General features: G+C 67.0%; 20 protein-coding genes. 7 read left to right on the top strand and 13 right to left on the bottom strand.

What is annotated here, in order from left to right; genetic code table 11:
• The first annotated feature begins 18 nt into the window (after positions 1-18).
• Positions 19-975, top strand: a complete 957-nt coding sequence (locus ACUCV0_RS11015) for a sulfonate ABC transporter substrate-binding protein (protein WP_482212684.1) — start codon at positions 19-21, stop codon at positions 973-975.
• A gap of 5 nt (positions 976-980) precedes the next feature.
• Here the strand turns inward: ACUCV0_RS11015 and znuB are convergent, their stop codons facing one another.
• From znuB to ACUCV0_RS11000, 3 genes are read right to left on the bottom strand one after another with little or no spacing between them, the layout of a single operon-like run.
• Positions 981-1,766 (bottom strand): zinc ABC transporter permease subunit ZnuB, encoded by a 786-nt coding sequence (gene znuB / locus ACUCV0_RS11010; RefSeq protein WP_059313191.1) that lies wholly within the window; start codon positions 1,764-1,766, stop codon positions 981-983.
• A complete protein-coding gene (znuC, locus tag ACUCV0_RS11005; RefSeq protein WP_482212683.1) occupies positions 1,759-2,529 on the bottom strand; it encodes a zinc ABC transporter ATP-binding protein ZnuC in 771 nt (256 codons plus the stop codon). Before znuC ends, znuB begins: the two co-directional genes overlap by 8 nt.
• Complete coding sequence (locus ACUCV0_RS11000; protein WP_059313192.1) at positions 2,526-3,011, bottom strand: Fur family transcriptional regulator; 486 nt, start codon at positions 3,009-3,011, stop codon at positions 2,526-2,528. Before ACUCV0_RS11000 ends, znuC begins: the two co-directional genes overlap by 4 nt.
• Positions 3,012-3,076: 65 nt before the next feature.
• Here ACUCV0_RS11000 and znuA point away from each other — a divergent pair, with 65 nt between their 5' ends.
• The 4 genes from znuA (at position 3,077) to ACUCV0_RS10980 (ending at position 7,190) form a co-directional block, all read left to right on the top strand.
• Complete coding sequence (gene znuA, locus ACUCV0_RS10995) at positions 3,077-4,090, top strand: zinc ABC transporter substrate-binding protein ZnuA (RefSeq protein ID WP_482212682.1); 1,014 nt, start codon at positions 3,077-3,079, stop codon at positions 4,088-4,090.
• Between the two features lie 517 nt (positions 4,091-4,607).
• Positions 4,608-5,285, top strand: a complete 678-nt coding sequence (locus ACUCV0_RS10990; RefSeq protein WP_007159882.1) for a response regulator transcription factor — start codon at positions 4,608-4,610, stop codon at positions 5,283-5,285.
• On the top strand, positions 5,282-6,676 hold the full coding sequence (locus tag ACUCV0_RS10985) for an ATP-binding protein (RefSeq protein WP_059313194.1): 1,395 nt from the start codon (positions 5,282-5,284) through the stop codon (positions 6,674-6,676). The genes ACUCV0_RS10990 and ACUCV0_RS10985 overlap by 4 nt, the downstream gene beginning before the upstream one ends.
• A gap of 61 nt (positions 6,677-6,737) precedes the next feature.
• Positions 6,738-7,190 (top strand): thioesterase domain-containing protein, encoded by a 453-nt coding sequence (locus tag ACUCV0_RS10980; protein ID WP_017642321.1) that lies wholly within the window; start codon positions 6,738-6,740, stop codon positions 7,188-7,190.
• Between the two features lie 252 nt (positions 7,191-7,442).
• On the opposite strand, the gene ACUCV0_RS10975 is transcribed toward ACUCV0_RS10980, so the two are convergent.
• Positions 7,443-9,146 carry a peptidoglycan D,D-transpeptidase FtsI family protein gene (locus ACUCV0_RS10975; protein WP_271653631.1) on the bottom strand — a complete coding sequence of 568 codons (1,704 nt, stop codon included), beginning with the start codon at positions 9,144-9,146 and terminating at the stop codon, positions 7,443-7,445.
• Between the two features lie 129 nt (positions 9,147-9,275).
• On the opposite strand from ACUCV0_RS10975, the gene ACUCV0_RS10970 reads away from it, so the two are divergent.
• Positions 9,276-9,590: a YkgJ family cysteine cluster protein gene (locus ACUCV0_RS10970; RefSeq protein WP_482212681.1), complete on the top strand. Its 315-nt coding sequence runs from the start codon at positions 9,276-9,278 to the stop codon at positions 9,588-9,590.
• A 338-nt stretch (positions 9,591-9,928) separates the two neighbouring features.
• Here the strand turns inward: ACUCV0_RS10970 and ACUCV0_RS10965 are convergent, their stop codons facing one another.
• A complete protein-coding gene (locus ACUCV0_RS10965) occupies positions 9,929-10,333 on the bottom strand; it encodes a YkgJ family cysteine cluster protein (protein WP_059313197.1) in 405 nt (134 codons plus the stop codon).
• A 3-nt stretch (positions 10,334-10,336) separates the two neighbouring features.
• Positions 10,337-10,909 carry a xanthine phosphoribosyltransferase gene (locus ACUCV0_RS10960; protein ID WP_482212680.1) on the bottom strand — a complete coding sequence of 191 codons (573 nt, stop codon included), beginning with the start codon at positions 10,907-10,909 and terminating at the stop codon, positions 10,337-10,339.
• Between the two features lie 180 nt (positions 10,910-11,089).
• On the opposite strand from ACUCV0_RS10960, the gene ACUCV0_RS10955 reads away from it, so the two are divergent.
• Positions 11,090-13,147, top strand: a complete 2,058-nt coding sequence (locus tag ACUCV0_RS10955) for a methyl-accepting chemotaxis protein (protein WP_482212679.1) — start codon at positions 11,090-11,092, stop codon at positions 13,145-13,147.
• A 52-nt stretch (positions 13,148-13,199) separates the two neighbouring features.
• Here the strand turns inward: ACUCV0_RS10955 and ACUCV0_RS10950 are convergent, their stop codons facing one another.
• The 7 genes from ACUCV0_RS10950 to bioB form a co-directional block, all read right to left on the bottom strand.
• Positions 13,200-13,466: a hypothetical protein gene (locus ACUCV0_RS10950; RefSeq protein ID WP_323149346.1), complete on the bottom strand. Its 267-nt coding sequence runs from the start codon at positions 13,464-13,466 to the stop codon at positions 13,200-13,202.
• 89 nt (positions 13,467-13,555) lie between these two features.
• On the bottom strand, positions 13,556-14,668 hold the full coding sequence (locus ACUCV0_RS10945) for a curlin (protein WP_059313201.1): 1,113 nt from the start codon (positions 14,666-14,668) through the stop codon (positions 13,556-13,558).
• A gap of 76 nt (positions 14,669-14,744) precedes the next feature.
• A complete protein-coding gene (gene bioD, locus ACUCV0_RS10940) occupies positions 14,745-15,416 on the bottom strand; it encodes a dethiobiotin synthase (protein ID WP_482212678.1) in 672 nt (223 codons plus the stop codon).
• Between the two features lie 5 nt (positions 15,417-15,421).
• Entirely contained in the window at positions 15,422-16,219 is a 798-nt protein-coding gene (bioC, locus tag ACUCV0_RS10935; RefSeq protein WP_482212972.1) for a malonyl-ACP O-methyltransferase BioC, read from the bottom strand.
• On the bottom strand, positions 16,200-16,925 hold the full coding sequence (locus ACUCV0_RS10930; RefSeq protein ID WP_482212677.1) for an alpha/beta fold hydrolase: 726 nt from the start codon (positions 16,923-16,925) through the stop codon (positions 16,200-16,202). Before ACUCV0_RS10930 ends, bioC begins: the two co-directional genes overlap by 20 nt.
• A 7-nt stretch (positions 16,926-16,932) precedes the next feature.
• The gene (gene bioF / locus ACUCV0_RS10925) at positions 16,933-18,108 is read right to left on the bottom strand and encodes an 8-amino-7-oxononanoate synthase (RefSeq protein ID WP_482212676.1); all 1,176 of its coding nucleotides are present in this window, start codon (positions 18,106-18,108) and stop codon (positions 16,933-16,935) included.
• Between the two features lie 89 nt (positions 18,109-18,197).
• Positions 18,198-19,247 carry a biotin synthase BioB gene (bioB, locus tag ACUCV0_RS10920; protein WP_007159868.1) on the bottom strand — a complete coding sequence of 350 codons (1,050 nt, stop codon included), beginning with the start codon at positions 19,245-19,247 and terminating at the stop codon, positions 18,198-18,200.
• Positions 19,248-19,480 lie beyond the last annotated feature (233 nt).

Below are 19,480 nucleotides of genomic sequence, written 5' to 3'. Positions count from 1 at the left end.
AATATAAGGAAAGGTCCCATGTCGCTCCTGCCTCTCCCACGTCTCGCGCCTTTGCTCATGACCCTTTTGATGACGCTCAGCGTATGGGTGCCCGTGCAGGCCGCCGACCAAGCCCTGCGCGTCGGCTATCAAAAGGGCGGCGGTCTGCTGGCCGTGCTCAAGGCCCAGGGCACCCTGGAACGGGCCCTCGCCGCCCAGGGCTATCACCTGAGCTGGCGTGAATTCCAGGCTGGTCCTCAGCTGCTGGAGGCCCTCAACGCCGGCAGCATCGATGTCGGCTATACCGGCTCGCCGCCGCCGATCTTCGCTCAGGCCGCTGGAATCGATCTGGTCTATCTGGGCGCCGAGCCGGCCAGTGAGGCGGTCGAGGCCATCCTGGTGCCGGACGCCTCGCCGATCCACGACGTGGCCGGGCTCAAGGGCAGGAAGGTGGCGGTACAGAAGGGGTCGAGCGCCAACTTCCTGCTGGTCGCGGCCCTGGAAAAGGCCGGACTCGGCTTCAAGGACATCCAGCCGGTCTATCTGCCGCCGGCCGATGCCCGCGCTGCCTTTGCCAGTGGTTCGGTGGATGCCTGGGTGGTCTGGGATCCCTACCTGGCTGCTATCCAGCAGAGCCAGCCGGTGCGGGTGCTCGCCGACTATAAAGGCCTGCTGCACGCCAACAGCTTCTATGAGGGCTCGCGCCGCTTCGCCGACGCCCATCCCGAGGCGATCCGGCTACTGCTCGCGGAACTGGCCCAGGCCGGTGCCTGGGCCAATGCCCACAAGCCGGAGGTGAGTCGCATCCTGGCCGCACAGATCGGTTTGCCAGAGGCGGTGATCGCTACCTGGCAGGCGCGCACCCGCTACGGCGCGACGGCGCTGACGCCGGAGATCATCGCCGTCCAGCAACAGACCGCCGACATCTTCCATGCCCAGGGGCTAATTCCCCGGGCAGTGGACGTCAGCCAAGCGGTCTGGCAGGTGCCGCGCTAGAGCGTCTAGGCGCGGCGGGGCAGCAGATAGCCCAGCAGAAACATCCCGGCGGCGGCCACCACGACCGAGGGTCCGGCCGGGGTGTCCTGGTACCAGGACAGGGTCAACCCCAGGCACACGGCGGCCATGCCCAGCAGGCTGGCGCCGCAGGCCATCTGCTCGGGACTGCGAGCGTGGCGCTGGGCCGTGGCGGCGGGGATGATCAGCAGCGAGGTGATCAGCAGCACCCCGACGATCTTCATGGCCACGGCGATGACGATGGCCACCAGCAGCATCAGTGCCAGGCGGATCCAGGTCACCGGCAGGCCTTCGACCTGGGCCAGTTCCTCGTGCACGGTGATGGCCAGCAGCGGTCGCCACAGCCAGACCAGGGCCGCCAGCACCAGGGCGCTGCCGCCAAGGATCCAGCGCAGATCACTGGGTCCCACGGCCAGCAGATCACCGAACAGATAGCTCATCAGGTCGATCCGCACCTCGTGCATGAACGACAGCGCCACCAGACCCAGGGACAGGGTGCTGTGGGCGAGGATGCCCAGCAGGGTATCGGCGGCCAGGCCCCGGCGGCGCTGCAGTACCACCAGTACCACGGCCAGCGCCAGGCAGCCGACGGTGACGGTCAGGGTCGGGCTGACATCCAGCAGAAAGCCCACGGCCACTCCGAGCAGGGCGGCGTGGGACAGGGTGTCGCCGAAGTAGGCCATGCGCCGCCAGACCACGAAGGAGCCCAGGGGACCGGCGACGAGGGCAAGGGCGAGACCGGCGAGCAGGGCATACAGCAGGAAATCAGCCATGCTTGCAGTGGGCTCCATGGACATGCGGGGTCTTGACCACGCCGCCGTGCAGGTCGTGAGCGTGATCGTGGTGATGGTGGTAGACGGCGAGATTGCGCGCGCTCTGGCCAAACAGCGCCTGGTAGGCCGGATCGCCGCTGACCTGCTCGGGGTGGCCGGAGCAGCAGACGTGGCGATTCAGGCAGATCACCTGGTCGGTGGCGCCCATCACCAGATGCAGGTCGTGGGAGACCATCAGCACGCCGCAACCATGACGCTCGCGCAGCTGGCCGATCAGCCGATACAGCTCGCTCTGGCCGCTGATGTCGACGCCCTGCACGGGTTCGTCGAGGACCAGCAGCTCGGGTTGGCGAAGCAGGGCGCGCGCCAGCAGCACCCGTTGCAGCTCGCCGCCGGAGACGCTCTGCAGGGGGCTGTCGATGACCCCTTCGGCGCCCACTTCACCCAGGGCGGCCAGGGCACTGGCGCGGGTGACGCCCGGCACCAGGCGCAGGAAGCGCAGCACCGACAGCGGCAGGGTGGCATCCACCTGCAGTTTCTGCGGCATGTAGCCGATGCGCAGGCGCGGCCGGCGCCAGACACTGCCGCGATCCGGGATGAGCAGGCCGAGCACGCTGCGCACCAGGGTGGTCTTGCCGGCCCCGTTGGGGCCGATGAGGGTGACGATGCGGCCGGGATCCAGACTCAGGCTGACTTGGTCGAGCACCGGCTGGCCGCCAAAGGTCACGCTGACATCCTGCAGCCGGATCAGCGCCTCGCTCATGCTCGCTTCCGGCAGGCGGCGCATTGGCCGACCACTTCCACGGTCTGGCCTTCCACCTGAAAGCCCACGGCCTTGGCGCCGTCGAGAATCGCCTGGTGGACCGCCGGCTGTTCCAGTTCGATGCTCATCTGGCAGGTGCGGCAGATCAGGAACTGGCCCTGGTGGGCTTCGCCGGGATGGTTGCAGCCGACGAAGGCGTTGAGCGAGGCGATACGGTGCACCAGGCCGTTTTCCACCAGGAAATCCAGCGCCCGGTAGACGGTGGGCGGCGCCGCGCGGCGGCCGTCCTGCTCGCTGAGCACGGCCAGGATGTCGTAGGCGCCGAGCGGTTTGTGGCTTTGCCAGACCAGCTCCAGCACCCGCTTGCGGAGGTCGGTGAGGCGCACGCCGGCGCGACTGCAGAGGTCATCGGCCTCGGCCAGGGCGTGGGCGACGCAGCGCGAATGATCATGGGGCCGAAAGGCCAGGGGGGCGTCGGACATGGAACGATACCTTGAGAGCCAGAACGTTATTATATTGCACCTCTCTTAAGAATCGGGATTTTCACGTGCCACGCCTCCTACCCCTCGTCGCCTCCCTACTGCTCACCGTAACCCTGCTGCCCGCCCAGGCCGAAGTGAAGGTCCTCACCAGCATCAAGCCCCTGCAACTGATCGCCGCGGCCATTCAGGACGGCACCGGCCAGCCTGCCGTGCTCCTGCCGCCAGGCGCCTCTCCCCATCACTACGCCTTGCGGCCCTCGGACCTGCGCCAGGTGCGCGAGGCCAACCTGGTCTACTGGATCGGCCCGGATCTGGAAACCTTCCTGCCGGCGGTGCTCAAGGAGCGCCAGGGCCCCAGCGTGGCGGTGCAGGAACTGCCCGGTCTGCACCTGCGCCGCTTCGGTGCCGAGCATGCCCATGAGCATGGCGAGGACGCTCACGACGAGGCGCATGCCCACGGTGATGAACATGAACATGAACATGAACATGAACATGAACATGAACATGAACAGGGTGCCGCGCCCGAATACGCCCATGACCACGATCATCGCCCGGGTAGCCTTGATGCGCATCTCTGGCTGGCCCCGGCCAATGCTCGGGTGATCGCCGCCCGCCTGGCCGCCGACCTAAGTCAGGCCGATCCGGCCAATGCGTCGCGCTACGCCGCCAACCTCAAGACCTTCGACGCCGCCCTGGCCACCAAGGACCAGGCCGTGCGCGCCCAGCTGGCGCCGCTGGCGAGCAAGCCCTACTTCGTCTTCCACGAAGCCTTCGACTATTTCGAGGAAGCCTATGGCCTGAGCCATCGCGGCGTCTTCGCCCTCGGCGCCGATGTCCAGCCCGGTGCCCGCCACGTGGCCGCCATGCGTGAAGAACTCAAGGCCGCAGGGCCGACCTGTGTCTTCACCGAGCCGCCCTTGCAGCCCAAGATCGCCACCACCCTGAGCAGTGGCCTGCCGGTAACCCTGGTAGAGCTCGATCCCCTGGGCGCCCGCATCCCGGCCAATGCCGGCGGTTATGCCCAGCTGCTGCAGAACGTGACCGACACGCTCAGCGGCTGCCTGAGCAAGCTGCCCTGAGGCCCTGGGGTGACGGCCAGGCTGACGCTACCGTCCGTCGCCCTTGACCTGCCCTGGTGATCGTTCAGCTGGCGTTCAGGACGAGTTCAGGCAGCGTTCAGGGCCATTGGCCTAATCTGCAACTGTCAGATCAGCAACGCCGAGGTCGCCCGGATATGTTCACCCTAGCGCAGCTCCCGCTAAGGCAGATCGTCCGGACACTTCGACCCGACCTGGCGATGTTCATCCTTGTAACTCCACTGCAGGGTCACCAAGTCAGCTCTGGTCCTCTGTAGCCGTCTCACGACGGAGCCGTCCCCCAACGGCAGTTTCCGATCCCCATGAAGTGCTCCTTACCTCTCCAACTGGAGAGGTTTTTTTTGCCTGGAATAAAGTAAGTGTTCCCATCCATTCGCTCCCCGCTCTCGCCGCCAGCCCGCTCCAGGCGCCATAATCGACGTCAGGACGTAGCTGCGCGAAGCCAACGACAGGCGCAGTCGCGGCCGGAGAGTGCCTCTTTAGCTGTTCAGGAGTCTGCATGAAGATCCTCGTCGTCGAAGACGAAAACCTGCTGCGCCACCACCTCAAGGTGCGTCTGGGTGAAGCGGGTCATGTCGTCAATGCCGTGGCCGATGCGGAAGAAGCGCTCTACAGCGCCCGCGAATTCCATCACGACCTCGCCATCATCGATCTGGGCCTGCCCGGCATGAGTGGGCTCGATCTGATCCGCCAGCTGCGTAACCAGGGCGCCACCCTGCCGATCCTCATCCTCACCGCCCGCGGCAGTTGGCAGGACAAGGTCGAGGGCCTGGGTGCCGGGGCGGACGATTATGTGGTCAAGCCCTTCCAGTTCGAAGAACTGGAGGCTCGCCTGAATGTGTTGCTGCGGCGCTCGGCGGGTTTCGTCCAGCCGAGCATCCGTGCCGGTTCGCTCAAGCTGGACCTGGGTCGCCAGCAGGCCTTCAACGAAGAACAGCCGCTGCAGCTCACCGCCTACGAGTACCGCCTGCTGGAATACCTGATGCGCAACCATCAGCAGGTGATCACCAAGGAGCGGCTCATGGAGCAGCTCTATGACGATGACGGCGAGCACGACAGCAACGTCATCGAGGTGCTGGTGGGCCGCCTGAGGCGCAAGCTGGAAGCCAGCTGCCAGATGCAACCCATAGAAACGGTCCGTGGCCGCGGCTATCTGTTCACCGAGCGCTGCCAGTGATCCGTTCCTTTCGCGTGCGGCTGCTGCTCAGCGCGGCCCTGCTGGTGATCGTCTGCCTGGCGCTGATCGTGCCGGCGATCCGCAATGCCTTCGACCGCACCGTGGAAAACTTCGTGGCCGCCCGCCTGGAGGCCAACGCCAATACCCTGATCGGCGCGGCGCGGGCCATCGACGGGCGTCTGGCGATGCCGGAGATGATCGCCGAAGAGGTCTTCGACCGTCCCGGCTCGCCCATCCTGGGCTATGTCTACGACCAGAATGGCCGTCTGCTCTGGCGTTCGCGCTCGGCGATCAAGGAGCGACCGAACTATCGACCGACCTTTGACGGCGGTGGGGTCAAGCTGGTCAAGGCCACCGACGACCAGGGCCAGGGTTTCTTCGTCTTCGATCGCGAGGTGTTGCTGGGCAATCCGCCGGTCGCGGGCTTCAGCGTGGTCACCATGCAGCCGGCCGAGGAATACGAGCGGCTGCGCGCGACCTTCGTGCACCAGGTGATCCTCTGGCTGGTCGGGGTGCTGGGTGCCCTGCTGGTGCTGTTGGCCCTGGTCATGCAGTGGAGCCTGAGACCGCTGCGCCGCCTTAGTCAGCAGCTGGACGCGGTGGAAACCGATCAACGCGAGCTGCTCGACGAAAAGAACGTGCCCAGCGAGATCAGTCGCCTGATCCGTTCGCTCAACCGCCTGCTCGACCATGAGCGTCTGCAGCGCGAGCGCTACCGCGATACCCTCGGCGATCTCGCCCACAGCCTGAAGACGCCGCTGGCGGTGCTGCAGGGCGTGACCGAGGAATTGCGCCGCCGACCGCAGCTGGACCAGGAGGTCGGCACCCTGCAGACCCAGATCGAGCGGATGAACCAGCAGGTGATGTACCAGCTGCAAAGGGCCACGCGCCAGGGCGGTGCGGTGCTCAGCCGGCCGCTAGAGCTGGCGCCGCTAGTGGAGTCGCTGTTCAGTACCCTGGACAAGGTCTATGCCGAGAAGCGCGTCCAGACCGAACTCGACCTGCCGCTCAACCTGCGGGTGCAGGCCGAAGAGGCCGCCATGCTGGAGGTCTTCGGCAATCTGCTGGAAAACGCCTATCGCCTCTGCCTGACCCAGGTGCGGGTCAGCGCTTGGCGCCATACCGAGCACTGGATCGTCGACATCGAGGACGATGGCCCCGGCATCCCCGCCGAGCGCCGCGAAAGCGTGCTGCGCCGCGGCATGCGCATGGACAGCCGACACCCCGGGCAGGGCATCGGCCTGGCGGTGGTGCAGGACATCCTCGAAGGCTATCGCAGCAGCCTGACCATCGATGAATCGAGCCTGGGTGGTGCCCGTTTCCGCTTTCGCCTGCCGGCGGCGATTTCCCCGGAGCGGCCTTCCTTGGTGCACAATGGCGCCAGGACGTGACCCATGGGTCATGGCTTGCGTCTGCTCCTGATAGTGAAATTCTGTCTGTAAGGACCCCGGCATGAGCCGCGACTGCCGTCACCTCGAATCCCTGCTCCACCACGATATTCCCATCACCAAGGCCCTGGGCCTGGAAGTCCGCGACTGGAGCGAGCAGCGCCTGCAGCTGCACGCGCCGCTGGATGCCAACATCAACCACGCCAGCACCATGTTCGGCGGCAGCCTCTACTGCGTGGCCGTGCTGGCCGGCTGGGGCTGGCTGTACCTGCGCCTGCGCGAAGCCGGCATCGAGGAAGGCCACATCCTCATCCAGGAAGGCCAGATCAGCTATCCGCGGCCCATCACCGCCGATGCCCTGGCCTATGGCGAGCCGCCCGAGGCACGGGCCTGGGAGCGCTTCGAGACCACCTTCCGCCGCCGTGGGCGCGCCCGCATCACCCTGCAGTCGCGCATCGTCACCGAGAGCGGCGAAGACGGGGTGCGCTTCACTGGTCAGTACGTGCTGCATCGCTGAAAGCTTGTCCAAAGTCTGCTGCGCGTCGGCCAAACTGCGTTGAAAAGACCCTGGGCCGCCAGCCCGGTCGGAATGCTCATTTACCACTCGTAAACTCGCGCGCGAGTCCGATCCGCCTCCTCAGGTCTTTTAGCAGGGCCGCCCAGGCCTTGCCTGGCTCTAGCTCGCGAGCCTTTGAACAAGCTTTGGCCAGGTAGCGCAGCATGGAAAAGGGCGACCCTGGGGTCGCCCTTTTCCATGTTCGGCCTACGGCTAGCCGTGGGAGTGAGACTCGGCCTTCCCCTGCTGGGCGGTGTCGGTCTCGGGCAGGTTGTCGGGCGGTACCGCCAGGGCGCGCAGGGCGCCGGACATGATCTCGCTGAAGGTCGGCGCCGAGACCAGGCCGCCGAAGTAGCCTTCCTTGGTCGGGCTGTCGAGCATGACCGCCAGCACCAGCTTGGGATCCGCCGCCGGCGCCATGCCGACGAACAGCGAGCGGTAGGCGTGCTCGGTGTAGCTGCCGGAACCTGCCTTGCGCGCGGTACCCGACTTGCCGGCCACGTGATAACCGGGCACCCGGGCGCGATACACGCCGCCTTCGTCTTCCACCACGTGGTTGAGCATGCCGCGGATGCGCCGGGCGATGTTCGGGTCCATGGCCTGGATGCTCTGCTGCTTCTGGTCCTTGAGCAGGGTCAGGGGCGTAAGCTTGCCATCGTTGGCGATCACCGAGTAGGCCTGGGCCAGCTCAGCGACGTTCACCGCCAGGCTGTAACCAAAGGACATACTGGCCGTGGCGATCTGCGACCACTTGGTATGCCCGGGCAGATAACCTGCGTTCTCGCCAGGAAAGCCCAGCGACATGGGGTTGCCGAAGCCGACTCGGCTGAGTTGCTCGTAGATGGGCAGCGGGCCGATCTGCAAGGCCACCTTGCTCATGCCGATGTTGGAGGAGTTGAGCAGCACGCCAGTCATGGTCAGGACGCCGCGCCGGGCCACGTCGTGGATGGTATGACCGTCGATGGTCATCCAGCCCGGCGCCACGTCCACGGTGCTGTTCTCGTTGAATTTGCCCGAGGCCAGCGCCGCCGACATGCTGAACGGCTTGATCACCGAGCCGGGCTCGAAGGCGTCGGTCAGGGTGCGGTTGCGCATGTTGGGGATCTGCAGGGTGGCGCGGTTGTTGGGGTTGTAGGAGGGGAAGTTGGTCATCGCCAGGATCTGTCCGGTCTTGGGGTCGACCAGCACCGCGGACCCGGACTGGGCGCCGAACTTCTCCACGGCTGTCTGCAGCGCGCGGTAGGCGATGAACTGCAGGCGCAGGTCGAGGGACAGGGCCACCTCCCGACTCGGCTGCGGCTGGCGCACCACGCGGATGTTCTTGACCACCGAGCCGCGCGGATTGATCAGCACCTCGCGTACGCCGCTCCGGCCCGCCAGCCAGTCCTCGAAGCCCAGTTCCAGGCCTTCCTGGCCGTGTCCATCAATGTTGACCATGCCGATCACCTGGGCCACCAGGTCGGAGCTCGGGTAGTAGCGCTTGTATTCCTTGATCTGGCGAACGCCAGGCACGCCGAGGGCCATGATGTTCTCGCCATCGATGGGCGACAGGGCGCGGGCCAGATAGAGGAAGTGCTTTTCCGGATGCCCGAGGATCAGGTTGCGCAGCTCGGCCTCGGGCTTGTGGATGGCCTGGGCCAGGCGCCCCAGCTGGTCGGCGCTGTCCTGCATTTCCGCAGGATTGCACCAGATGGTCACCACCTCGGTGGAAACCGCCAGGGGCGCACCGTTGCGATCGGTGATCATGCCGCGGGTGACCGGGATGGGAATGTGGCGCACCGAACGACGGTCGCCCTGATCGCCGAGGAATTCGGCGTCGAACAGCTTGAGGTAGGTGATGCGTCCGGCGACCACGCAGGTCAACAGGACCAGCACGGCGACCACGACATAGAAGCGATAGCGGGGTGCGGCCGTCATGGCGGCTCCTGCGCGAGAAGAGGGCTTGGGCATGGTCACAACTGGTTACAACCATCGGGGACGCGCATGGTAACTGCTCCAGCCATCGGCCGGAAACCGCTGAGCGGCCGGGAGCGTTACACTGCACCCATGAGCGACATTCCTCTGCACCACCTTTCCACCCCTACCGTGACCTGCGAGAGCTGTCAGGCCTGGTGCTGCCGCCAGGAAGTGCTGCTGTTCGACGATGCCGGCGTGCCCGCCCGCTACATCGAGGAAGACTGGACCGGTACCCGCATGAGGCGTCTCGACGACGGCTGGTGCGCGGCCCTGGATCGCGAACAGATGAACTGCAGCATCTATGAGGTAAGGCCCTGGGTCTGCCGGATCTTCGACATGGCCGGTCCCGAATGCCTGGAAGAACGCGCGGACATGAAGCGGGCGATGGAAAGCGGCGAGTTCTGAGGCATTCGCCTGAAAGGTGTACCGTCCGGGTGGTCCCATCGCGGCCATGGGCCGCTCCTACGGAGCCATCGACCCCCGTAGGAGCGGCCCCATGGCCGCGAACAGCTACGTAGGGTGGCTAACGGCGCCAGCCTTGTCCACCTTGCAATGGCGCGGCCCTGTGGAAAACGCTGCGCGGTTTTCCAGGCTACAGGGGCGCTAGCGTCCTATCGCGGCCTGGAACGCGATAGACCGTAGGTCGGGTTAAGACGGCTCTCTCGTCGAAGCCCAACGCGCGGGACCGAGCCCGCCCCGTTGGGCTTCGCTGGCGCTCAACCCAACCTACGCCGGCCCTTTGTCTAGCGCAGCTTCTGCGGCTTGTAGGCGCAATAGCCGGGTCGCGGGCCGACGCGCGGGTGGTTGCGGCAGGTGTCCGGGCGCTGGTCGTAGATGGTGCACAGCCGCGTCTTCGGATGCAGGTAGAGGCAGTCGTTGTTGGACAGCCGCACCAGGGTGAACAGCCCGGTCTTGGCGTTGAGACGTTCGACGACGCCGTCCTTCTTGAGCCGCTTGGCGATGTCCTTGAGCGGCTCGCCCTTCTCGAACTCGTCCACTACGCCCATGCGGATCAGATCGGACAGGCGGGCTTCCACCGGCAGGGTGCAGCAACTGGACGCGCAGTCCAGGCACATGGCCTTGTCGTAGCGGATCCAGGTTTCGGTGCGATCGAGGTCGGCACCGAGAATGCGCAGTATCTGAGCCATGACTTACTCGGCGAAGGTGACCTGACCGTCGGCCAGGGAGGCGACGCGGGCCAGGGATTCGACGCGATAGCCCTGGGCGTCGAGTTCGGCGCGGCCGACCTGGAAGGACTTCTCGATGACGATGCCGAGTCCGGCGACCTGGGCACCGGCCTGACCGATGATGGAGATCAGCGCCTTGGCTGCCTTACCGTTGGCGAGGAAGTCGTCAATGATAAGCACCCGGTCGTCGGACGCCAGATGCATGGTCGAGACGGCTATGGTGCTCTCGGTCTGCTTGGTAAAGGAATAGACACTCGCGACCAGTAGATTGTCGGTAAGCGTCAGTGACTGATGCTTGCGCGCGAAGATCACCGGTACGCCCAGCTCCAGACCGGTCATCACCGCCGGGGCGATGCCCGAGGCTTCGATGGTCACGATCTTGGTGATGCCGGCATCGGCGAAGCGGCGGGCGAACTCCTGACCGATGTCCCGCATCAGCGCCGGGTCGATCTGGTGGTTGAGGAAGGCATCGACCTTGAGCACCTGCTCGGAGAGTACTTGGCCTTCGGTGCGAATCTTGGCTTTGAGGCGTTCCACGCGGACGATCCTTTAACGGCAACGCCCGGGCCTGAGTGCAGGACCGGGTCTGGGAATACGGGAGGGCGGCGATTGTGCCCTATCTTTCAAGAAAGTCGTTAGTTTGCCGACAAATCGCCTTATAGATACCCGCAACGGGTAGCGGCGTTTGCCAGCGGAAGGGCAGAGGAGCGGTCATCGATGGACGTTTTGTTGTCACCAGGGATTCGCGTGCTGAGCCGCTTCGGCTTCGCGCGCAAGTTTGCACTGCTCCTCGTGCTGTTCATTCTGCCACTCACGGTCAGCCTCTGGCTGCTCGGTGCGGATTTCCAGGCCAAGCTGGCGACGGTCAGCGGCGAACGCAGTGGCGTCCGGCTCTTGCAACGCCTGGATGTGCTGGAGGCCGAACTCAACGCCCAGCGCAACCTCACCGCGCGCTGGAAGGCGATCGACACCGCTCGGCAACCGACCCCGGCGGTGCAGGCCGCCATCGCCGCCTTGGAGGGCCGCAGTGACAGCGGTCGCGCGCGCCTCGCCGCGCTACAGCAGCAACTGGCGGCCGAGACCCTGGGCAGTGGCGTGCAGCAACGCTTCCAGGAGCTCCAGCAGGCCGTGGCCGGCCTCGACGTCAAGGATCTGCGCAATCTGGGCTGGTGGCCGGACGGCTACGACAGATTCACCGCGGCCCTGGGGGCCGTCCAGGCGTTGCGCGAGGAGATCGCCCTCGACAGCGGCCTGATCCTCGATCCCTGGCTGGAAACCTATCTGCTGATGCAGATCAGCACCACCCAGTCGGTCGAGCTGTACGAGCGACTCGGACGCCTGGCCAGTGTCGGTCAGGCCAGCGTGGTGTCCGGTCAGTTCAGCCTGCAGAGCCGACTGCAACTACGCGACCTGCGCGCGCGCGTTGGCGACTCCCACGAGAGCCTGACCAAGGTCGGCGCCCTGCTCAGCAGCAAGCTACCCGCCGACCTGGCCGGCTGGAAGAACGACTACCAAAAGGTCAACAGCCAGCTGGAGGCCAGCCTCAAGACCCTCGACCAGGGCATCTTCAGTAGCGAGATCACCCTCAAGCCGGAGCAGTTCGAAGCCACCCTGGACGGCGTCCTGCAAGGGCTGCAGGCCTTCCGCCAGCAGACCCTCAAAAGCCTGGATCAGCGGCTGCAGTTCTATCGCGCCGATGCCGTCCACCGTTTCGGCTTCATCGTCGCCGGCTTCGGGCTGCTGCTGGTGGTGACCTGTTATCTGCTGCTGTGCATGCAGGCGGCCATCCGCGGCAGCGCGCGGGGCATCACTACCCTGGCCGAAGGCTTGCGTGACGGCGATCTGACCCGCACGGCCCAGGTGAACGGACGCGACGAGCTGGCGGAAATCGGGCGGGCACTGGACCTGGCCGTGGTGCAGCTGCGGGCCAGCCTGCAGACGGTCGATCGGGAGAGTCGCCAGGTGGGCATGGCGTCGGGTGAACTGGGACAGCAGGCCGAGGCGGCTTTGGGCGCGGTGGAAGCCCAGCGCCAGCAGATCACCCAGATCGCTACTGCGGCGACCGAGCTGGCCGCGACCGCCCAGGGCGTGGCCCGGAGTTGCGAGGAGGCCGCCGGGCGCGCCGAACAGATGCGCGGCATCGCTCAGGTCAGCCAGCGCGATAGTCGCCAGACCACCGCCAGCATCCAGCGCCTCAATCAGCGGCTGGACGAGACCGCCGCCGCCATGGCCCAGGTCAACACCCAGGCCGGGGAGATCCAGCAGGTGGTGGACGTCATCCGTGGCATCGCCGAACAGACCAATCTGCTGGCCCTCAACGCCGCCATCGAAGCGGCACGCGCCGGTGATCAGGGCCGAGGGTTCGCCGTGGTCGCCGACGAGGTACGTTCATTGTCGCAGCGCACCCAGGCCTCCACGGCACAGATCGCCGGCACTGTCGGCAGTCTGAGCAGCACCGTGGCCCAGGCCGTGTCGCTGATGCAGGAGGCCTGTGGTCAGGCGGCCAGCGACGCCCAGTCGGTCACCGGCCTGGGGCAGCGTCTGGAAGAGATCGCCGAATCGGTGCAGGGGGTGTCCGATACCCTGGTGCAGATCGCCACGGCGGCTGAACAGCAGGCGGTCACCGCCGATCAGGTCAGCGGCAATATCCAGCAGATCGATGGCGCCGCCGCCGAGCTGCTCGGCAATGCGCGCACGGTGCAGAGCACGGCGGTCGGCCTGGAGGCGGGCAGCCGCACCCTGGCGGCCAACACCACGCGTTTCCGCCTGGGCTAGAACGCAGAAGGGGCGCCGGTCAGGGCGCCCCTTCCACTCAAAGAACCGCTGATCAGGCCCGGGTATCGAGCAGCCGGCCCAGGGTTTCCTGAGAGGCCTGCATGACCTTGGTACCGGCCAGCGCCTGGTACTTGCCGACATCCAGATTGACCAGTTGGCTCGCCATGTCAGCCTGGCTGTTGGTGGTCGCGCCCAGGGCTTGCTGCTCGTTGCGCGCGGTCTGGGAGGCGAGGGCGACACCGGCCTTTTCGACCGTGCGGCTGCCGTTCTGGTAGGCCTGCACCCCTGCGTAGAGGGTATTGCTTGAAGTCACGTTCATGGACAGCGTCCTCGACGGTGATGTCAAAGGGCTATTGAAGCAGCTTTGACGTCAAAGAACCAGCATGCCGTGTCACCGCTTGTGTCCTGCTACTGTTGAATCGTCGCCCGGTTGCCCTGACCGCTCTGGCTCAGGTTGACGGCGTTGCCAGCGCTCGCCTGGCTGACTGAGGCATATTGGCTAGCGCCCTGCTGGCTGGCGCTGACCTGGGCGTCGCTGCCCAGGCCTGCATGGAAGGAATGACCATCGCCCAGCTGCTCGATGCCGAGCTCGACGTTGTCGCCGATCCAGATCGCGCTGAACTCGTTGTCGTTGCCCTGGGAGACCAGGGTCAGACGGGAGTCGTCCCCGCCGATCAGGACGCCGGCGCTGTTGCGATTGCCCACTTGTTGCAGATCGAGGTGGTTGCCATCGCCCGTCAGGATCACCTGGGCGGCATTGTCGTCGCCAAGCTGGCGCGTGTTGACGGCCTGCGGTCTGTTTTCAAGGCCGTTCTGCTGCACCGCCGCGCTGTTGCGATTGCCGATCTGGATCAGCTGAACGTCTTGCTGCCGCGTGCCCTGGCGGGCCCCGGCCTGGTTGTCGTCACCGCGTTGCTCGACCACGGCCCGGTTGGCGTCGCCGCCCTGCAACAGGTCAACCTCGTTGCGCGCGCCCAGGGTCAGCACATCCTGCACATGATCATCGCCCACCTGCTTGAGTCGCGAGCGGCTACCGCTGTCGCGGCCGTCCTGAAACAGGCTCAGTTGATTGCGTGCGCCCTGCTGCTCGATGAGCATCCGCTGGTCGTAGCCACCCTGGCGCACCAGGGCTTCGTTCTGCAGACCGCTCTGGAGGATGTCCACCCCATCGCGCTGGCCGTGGCCCTGGTAGACATAGGCATGGCTCTGGCTGGCCTCGCGCTGGTCGATGACGATCTCGCGCGCGCCGCCGGCGGCCTGAGTGACATTGGTGAAGTTGCCGACACCGCCCTGCTCGACGCGGGTACGGTCGCCCTGGGAGTCGCGCTGGGTGAGATAGGCCTTGCTGGCGCGACCGGTCTGGACGACTTCCAGGCTGCCCTGGCGGCTATCGGGTTCCTGGGTGAGGAAGGCGCCGAGGCGCTCGCCGCGCTGATCCACGAGGGTCTGGTTGTCCAGCGCCCAGGCGGTGCTGGTCAGGCCAAGCAGGCCCAGGCAGGTCAGGAACGTGGAAGTGGGCACGGGGCGAATCCGGTAGCGGCAGACAGGGCAGTCTGCCGCCGGCCTGGCTCTGCGGCCATCGCCCGAAAGACTGATATCAGCCCGGCAGGCGCAGGTGCACCGCGACCGCGGCGGGAGTGGCCGCAGCCAGGTGCGGCACCGTGCCCAGGCAGGGCGCCGGCAGGCGCTCGTGCAGGGTGGCGAGGTTGTCGTCCAGGCGCAGGGTGGCCGGGGCTACCAGATTGGCTACCCAGCCGGCCAGCGGCAGGCCGTCGGCGAGGATGGCCTCTGCGCTGAGCAGGGCGTGGTTGATGCAGCCCAGGCGCACCCCGACCACCAGGATCACCGGCAGGCCCAGTTCGCGGGCGAGGTCGGAGAGCGACTCGCGGCCGGCCAGGGGCACGCGCCAGCCACCGGCGCCTTCTACCAGGGTGAAGTCGGCCTGCAGCGCCAGGATCCGGCGCACCGGCGCGGCCAGGGCGGCGACGCTGAGGTCGATACCCGCCTCGCGGGCGGCCAGGTGCGGCGCGATGGCCGGTTCCAGGGCGATGGGATTGATGTCGGCATAGCCGAGCGGCAGCGAGGTTTCGCCCAGCAGCGCCAGGGCATCACCGTTGCGCAGGCCGTCGGCGGTGCGTTCGCAACCGGAGGCCACCGGCTTGACCCCGGCGGTGGCGAGGCCCTGCAGGCGCGCCTGGTGCAGCAGGCCGGCGGCGATGGTGGTCTTGCCGATCTCGGTATCGGTGCCGGTGACGAAATAGGCGGGCATGGCGGTCATTCCTTGCGGAGCAGAACGTGGATCACCTGATAGGTGGCCGGCAGGCCGGCGGGCTGGCGCAGGCTTTCATAGGCGCGGGTAAAGGCCGCCAGCCGCTGGCGTCCGGTGAGGCCCTGGGGGCGACCCTGGTTGAGGTTGTGGGCACCGATGGCCTTGAGGTGCTGGGTCAGGGCGCGCAGGTCAGGGAAGTGCAGGCGCTCGGGCTCGACGTCCAGCCCCAGCACCTGCAGGCCACTGGCCGCGGCGGCGTCGGCATAGGCCGCCTGGCGGCGGAAGCGATTGACGTGCACCTGGTCGTCCACCTGGGCCCAGCTCTGGCGCAATTCGTCGAGGGTGCCCTCGACCAGGCTGCTGAAGGCCAGTACACCGCCTGGCCGCAGGATGCGCCGCGCTTCGGCGAGCACGGCGGGCAGGTCCGGGCACCACTGCAGGGCCAGGCTGGACAGGATGAGGTCGCAGCAGTCCGCGCGCAGTGGCAGGCGCTCGGCGTCGGCGGTCAGGTAGTGGCGGGCGCCGGCACCTTGCTCGCGGGCGTGGCGGAGCATGCCGAGGGCCAGGTCCAGGGCCAGGCCTTCGGCGTGCGGATGGCGCCGGGCCAGGGCCCGACTGCAATAGCCGGTGCCGCTGCCTAGGTCCAGCCAGCGTTGCGGAGCCTGGAGGGGCAGCCGATTGAGTAGGCGATCGGCGACCCGGCGTTGCAGGAGGGCGGCACCGTCGTACTGCGCGGCGGCGCGGGAAAAGGACAGCGCCACCTGGCGCTTGTCGGGCAATACGTCAGCCATCTCGTCCTGCATAGATGAATTCACGGATACGGGTGGCCACCTCGTCCGGGCGCTCCAGCGGCAGGCCATGGCTGGCATGTTCCAGCACCTCGACCTGGGCGGTGGGCAGCTCGTCGCCCAAGGCCTGGGCGGCGGTAGCCGGGACCAGGGCGTCATGGGCACCGAACAGGTGCAGCTGGGGACCGCTGAAGGCCTGCAGGGCGGCGCGGGTGTCCAGGCGTGCGAGCAGCTCCAGGCCGGCGATGACCGCCTCGGGATCGACCTCGGGCAGGGTCACCTGCAACTGGCGGGCGAGGGTGCGGCTGTCGCGCGCGCCCTGGGCCACCAGCAGGGTGAAGCGCTTGAGGGTCAGCTCGGCGTCCAGCGAGCAGGCCTCGAAGAAATCGGTGAAGACGCTGCGCGCCATGGCGGTCTGCCAGCCGGCGCGGGCGACGAAGCAGGGATTGCTGGCCAGGGTGATGAGGCCGTGCACGCCCTCGGGGCGGCGCAGGGTGAATTCGCTGGCGAGCATGCCGCCCAGCGACCAGCCACCCAGCCAGACGCCCTCGGCGATGCGGGCTTCCAGGTCGGTGAACCAGTCCTGGGTGTCGGCCAGGGTCGGCAGTGGCTCGATCAGGACGTCGAGAAAGGGTTCCTGCTCGACGAGTTCGTCACGCAGGGGCTCCAGCGGAGCGTTGCCCAGGCCCCAGCCGGGCAGCAAGATCAGGGTATCGCGCATTGGTCGGTCACTTATCCGCGTCGGGCGGTAATTCGGCCATGGCCTGGGCCAGAGCGTCGAGCAAGAGGTCCACGTGCGCTTCGCGATGGGCCGCCGTCAGGGTCACCCGCAGGCGGGCACTGCCGGCCGGTACGGTGGGCGGTCGGATGGCGGTGACCAGGATCCCGCGTCGGCGCAGGGCGGCGGAGAGTGCGAGGGCGCGCGCGCTGTCGCCGACCAGGATCGGCTGGATCGGCGTGGCGCTGAGCATAAGGTCCAGGCCGAGGGCCGTCGCGCCCCTGCGGAATCTCTGGATCAAAGTGTGCAGAAGCTCACGGCGCCAGCCCTCTTCGCGGACGAGCTGCAGGGCGGCCAGGGTGGCACAGGCCACCGCCGGCGGCTGGCTGGTGGTGTAGATGTAGGGGCGGGCGAACTGGATCAGCGTCTCGATCAGCTCCTCGCTGCCGGCGACGAAGGCCCCGGCGGTGCCGCAGGCCTTGCCCAGGGTGCCGACCAGTACCGGGACCTGGCGCTGGTCCAGGCCGAAATGCTCGACGATGCCGCCGCCGGTGGCGCCCAGGGTGCCGATGCCATGGGCATCGTCCACCAGGGTCCAGGCGCCGTGGCGCTGGGCGACCTGGCAGAGTTCGGGCAGGGCGGCGAGGTCGCCGTCCATGCTGAAGACGCCGTCGGTGACCACCAGGGTGTCGCCCGTGGTCTTGGCCAGGCGCGCGGCCAGGCTGGCGGGATCGTTGTGCAGGTAGCGGGCGAAGCGCGCGCCGCTGAGCAGGCCGGCGTCGAGCAAGGAGGCGTGGTTGAGGCGGTCTTCCAGCACGGTGTCACCACGGCCGACCAGGGCGGTGACCGCCGCCAGGTTGGCCATGTAGCCGGTGGAGAAAAGCAGCGCGCGCGGCCGGCCGGTGAGGTCGGCCAGGGCCTCTTCGACCTGATGGTGCGGGCCGCTGTGGCCGATCACCAGGTGCGAGGCGCCACCGCCCACCCCCCAGCGTTCGGCCCCGGCGCGCAGGGCGGCGATCACCTGGGGATGGTTGGCCAGGCCCAGGTAGTCGTTGCTGCAGAACGCCAGCAGCGACTCGCCATCCACCACCACCTCGGGACCCTGGGGCGCCTCCAGCAGGGGCCGGCGCCGATAGAGGTGCTCGGCGTGACGCTGAGCCAGGCGGGCGGCGAGGTCGAAGGCCATTGGGATTCTCGGTAGCGGTGGTTGCAGATTGTGCCCTCACCCCGGCCCTCTCCAGGGGGAGAGGGGGAGGAGCGGGGAGGGGCGCGGGATCAGGCGGTGGCGGCGTCGTAGAAGAGCTCGCTGTTGCGCTGCTCCACCAGGGCCTGCTCGATGGCGGCCTGGTGCACCTCGTCGGCATGCTCTTCGCGGGCTTCGGGCTGGATGCCGAGGCGGGCGAACAGCTGCATGTCCTTGTCGGCCTGGGGGTTGCCGGTGGTCAGCAGTTTCTCGCCGTAGAAGATGGAATTGGCGCCGGCCAGGAAGGCCAGGGACTGCATCTGCTCATTCATCTGCTCGCGACCGGCGGAGAGGCGCACGTGGGACTTGGGCATGAGGATGCGTGCCACCGCCAGGGTGCGGATGAAGTCGAAGGGGTCGACGTCCTTTTCCTCGGCCAACGGGGTGCCCTGGACCTTGACCAACATGTTGATCGGCACCGACTCGGGGTGCTCGGGCAGGTTGGCCAACTGGATCAAGAGGCCGGCGCGGTCATCCACCGATTCGCCCATGCCGAGGATGCCACCGGAGCAGATCTTCATCCCGGCTTCGCGGACGTAGGCCAGGGTCTGCAGGCGCTCGCCGTAGGTGCGGGTGGTGATGATGTTGCCGTAGAACTCCGGCGAGGTGTCCAGGTTGTGGTTGTAGTAGTCCAGGCCGGCGTCGGCCAGGGCACGGGTCTGCTCCTGGTCGAGGCGGCCCAGGGTCATGCAGGTCTCCAGGCCCAGGGCCTTCACGCCCTGCACCATCTGCAGGACATAGGGCATGTCCTTGGCGGAGGGGTGCTTCCAGGCGGCGCCCATGCAGAAGCGCGTCGAGCCGATGGCCTTGGCCTCGGCGGCCGCCTCCAGCACCTTCTGCACCTCCATCAGCTTTTCCTTTTCCAGGCCGGTGTTGTAGTGGCCGGACTGGGGGCAGTACTTGCAGTCTTCCGGGCAGGCGCCGGTCTTGATCGACAGCAGGGTGGAGACCTGCACGCGATTGGGATCGAAGTGCTGGCGATGCACGCCTTGGGCCTGGAACAGCAGGTCGTTGAAGGGCTGCTGGAACAGGGCGCGGACTTCGGCGAGAGTCCAGTCGTGACGCAGGGCGGTAGCGCTCATGGGAGATCCTCGATGCATTGAAACGGCCGGGTGCCGAAGCGGGGCCTTTGAATGCGGTCGACCTTAGCCGAAGTGTAGGTCGACTACTGTTCATAAAACGACCAATTGCCGGATTTTTTGCAGGGGGATTGACCAAGTCGTAGGTTGGGTTGAGCACGAGCGAAACCCAACAGGGTTGGCACGGTGCCTGTTGTTGGGCTTCGACGATGGAGCCGTCTCAGCCCAACCTACGA

Source organism: Pseudomonas sp. VMV1 (assembly GCF_056790235.1).
Note: the sequence above shows the minus strand (reverse complement) of the source record. Positions and strands in the feature narration are given on the sequence as shown.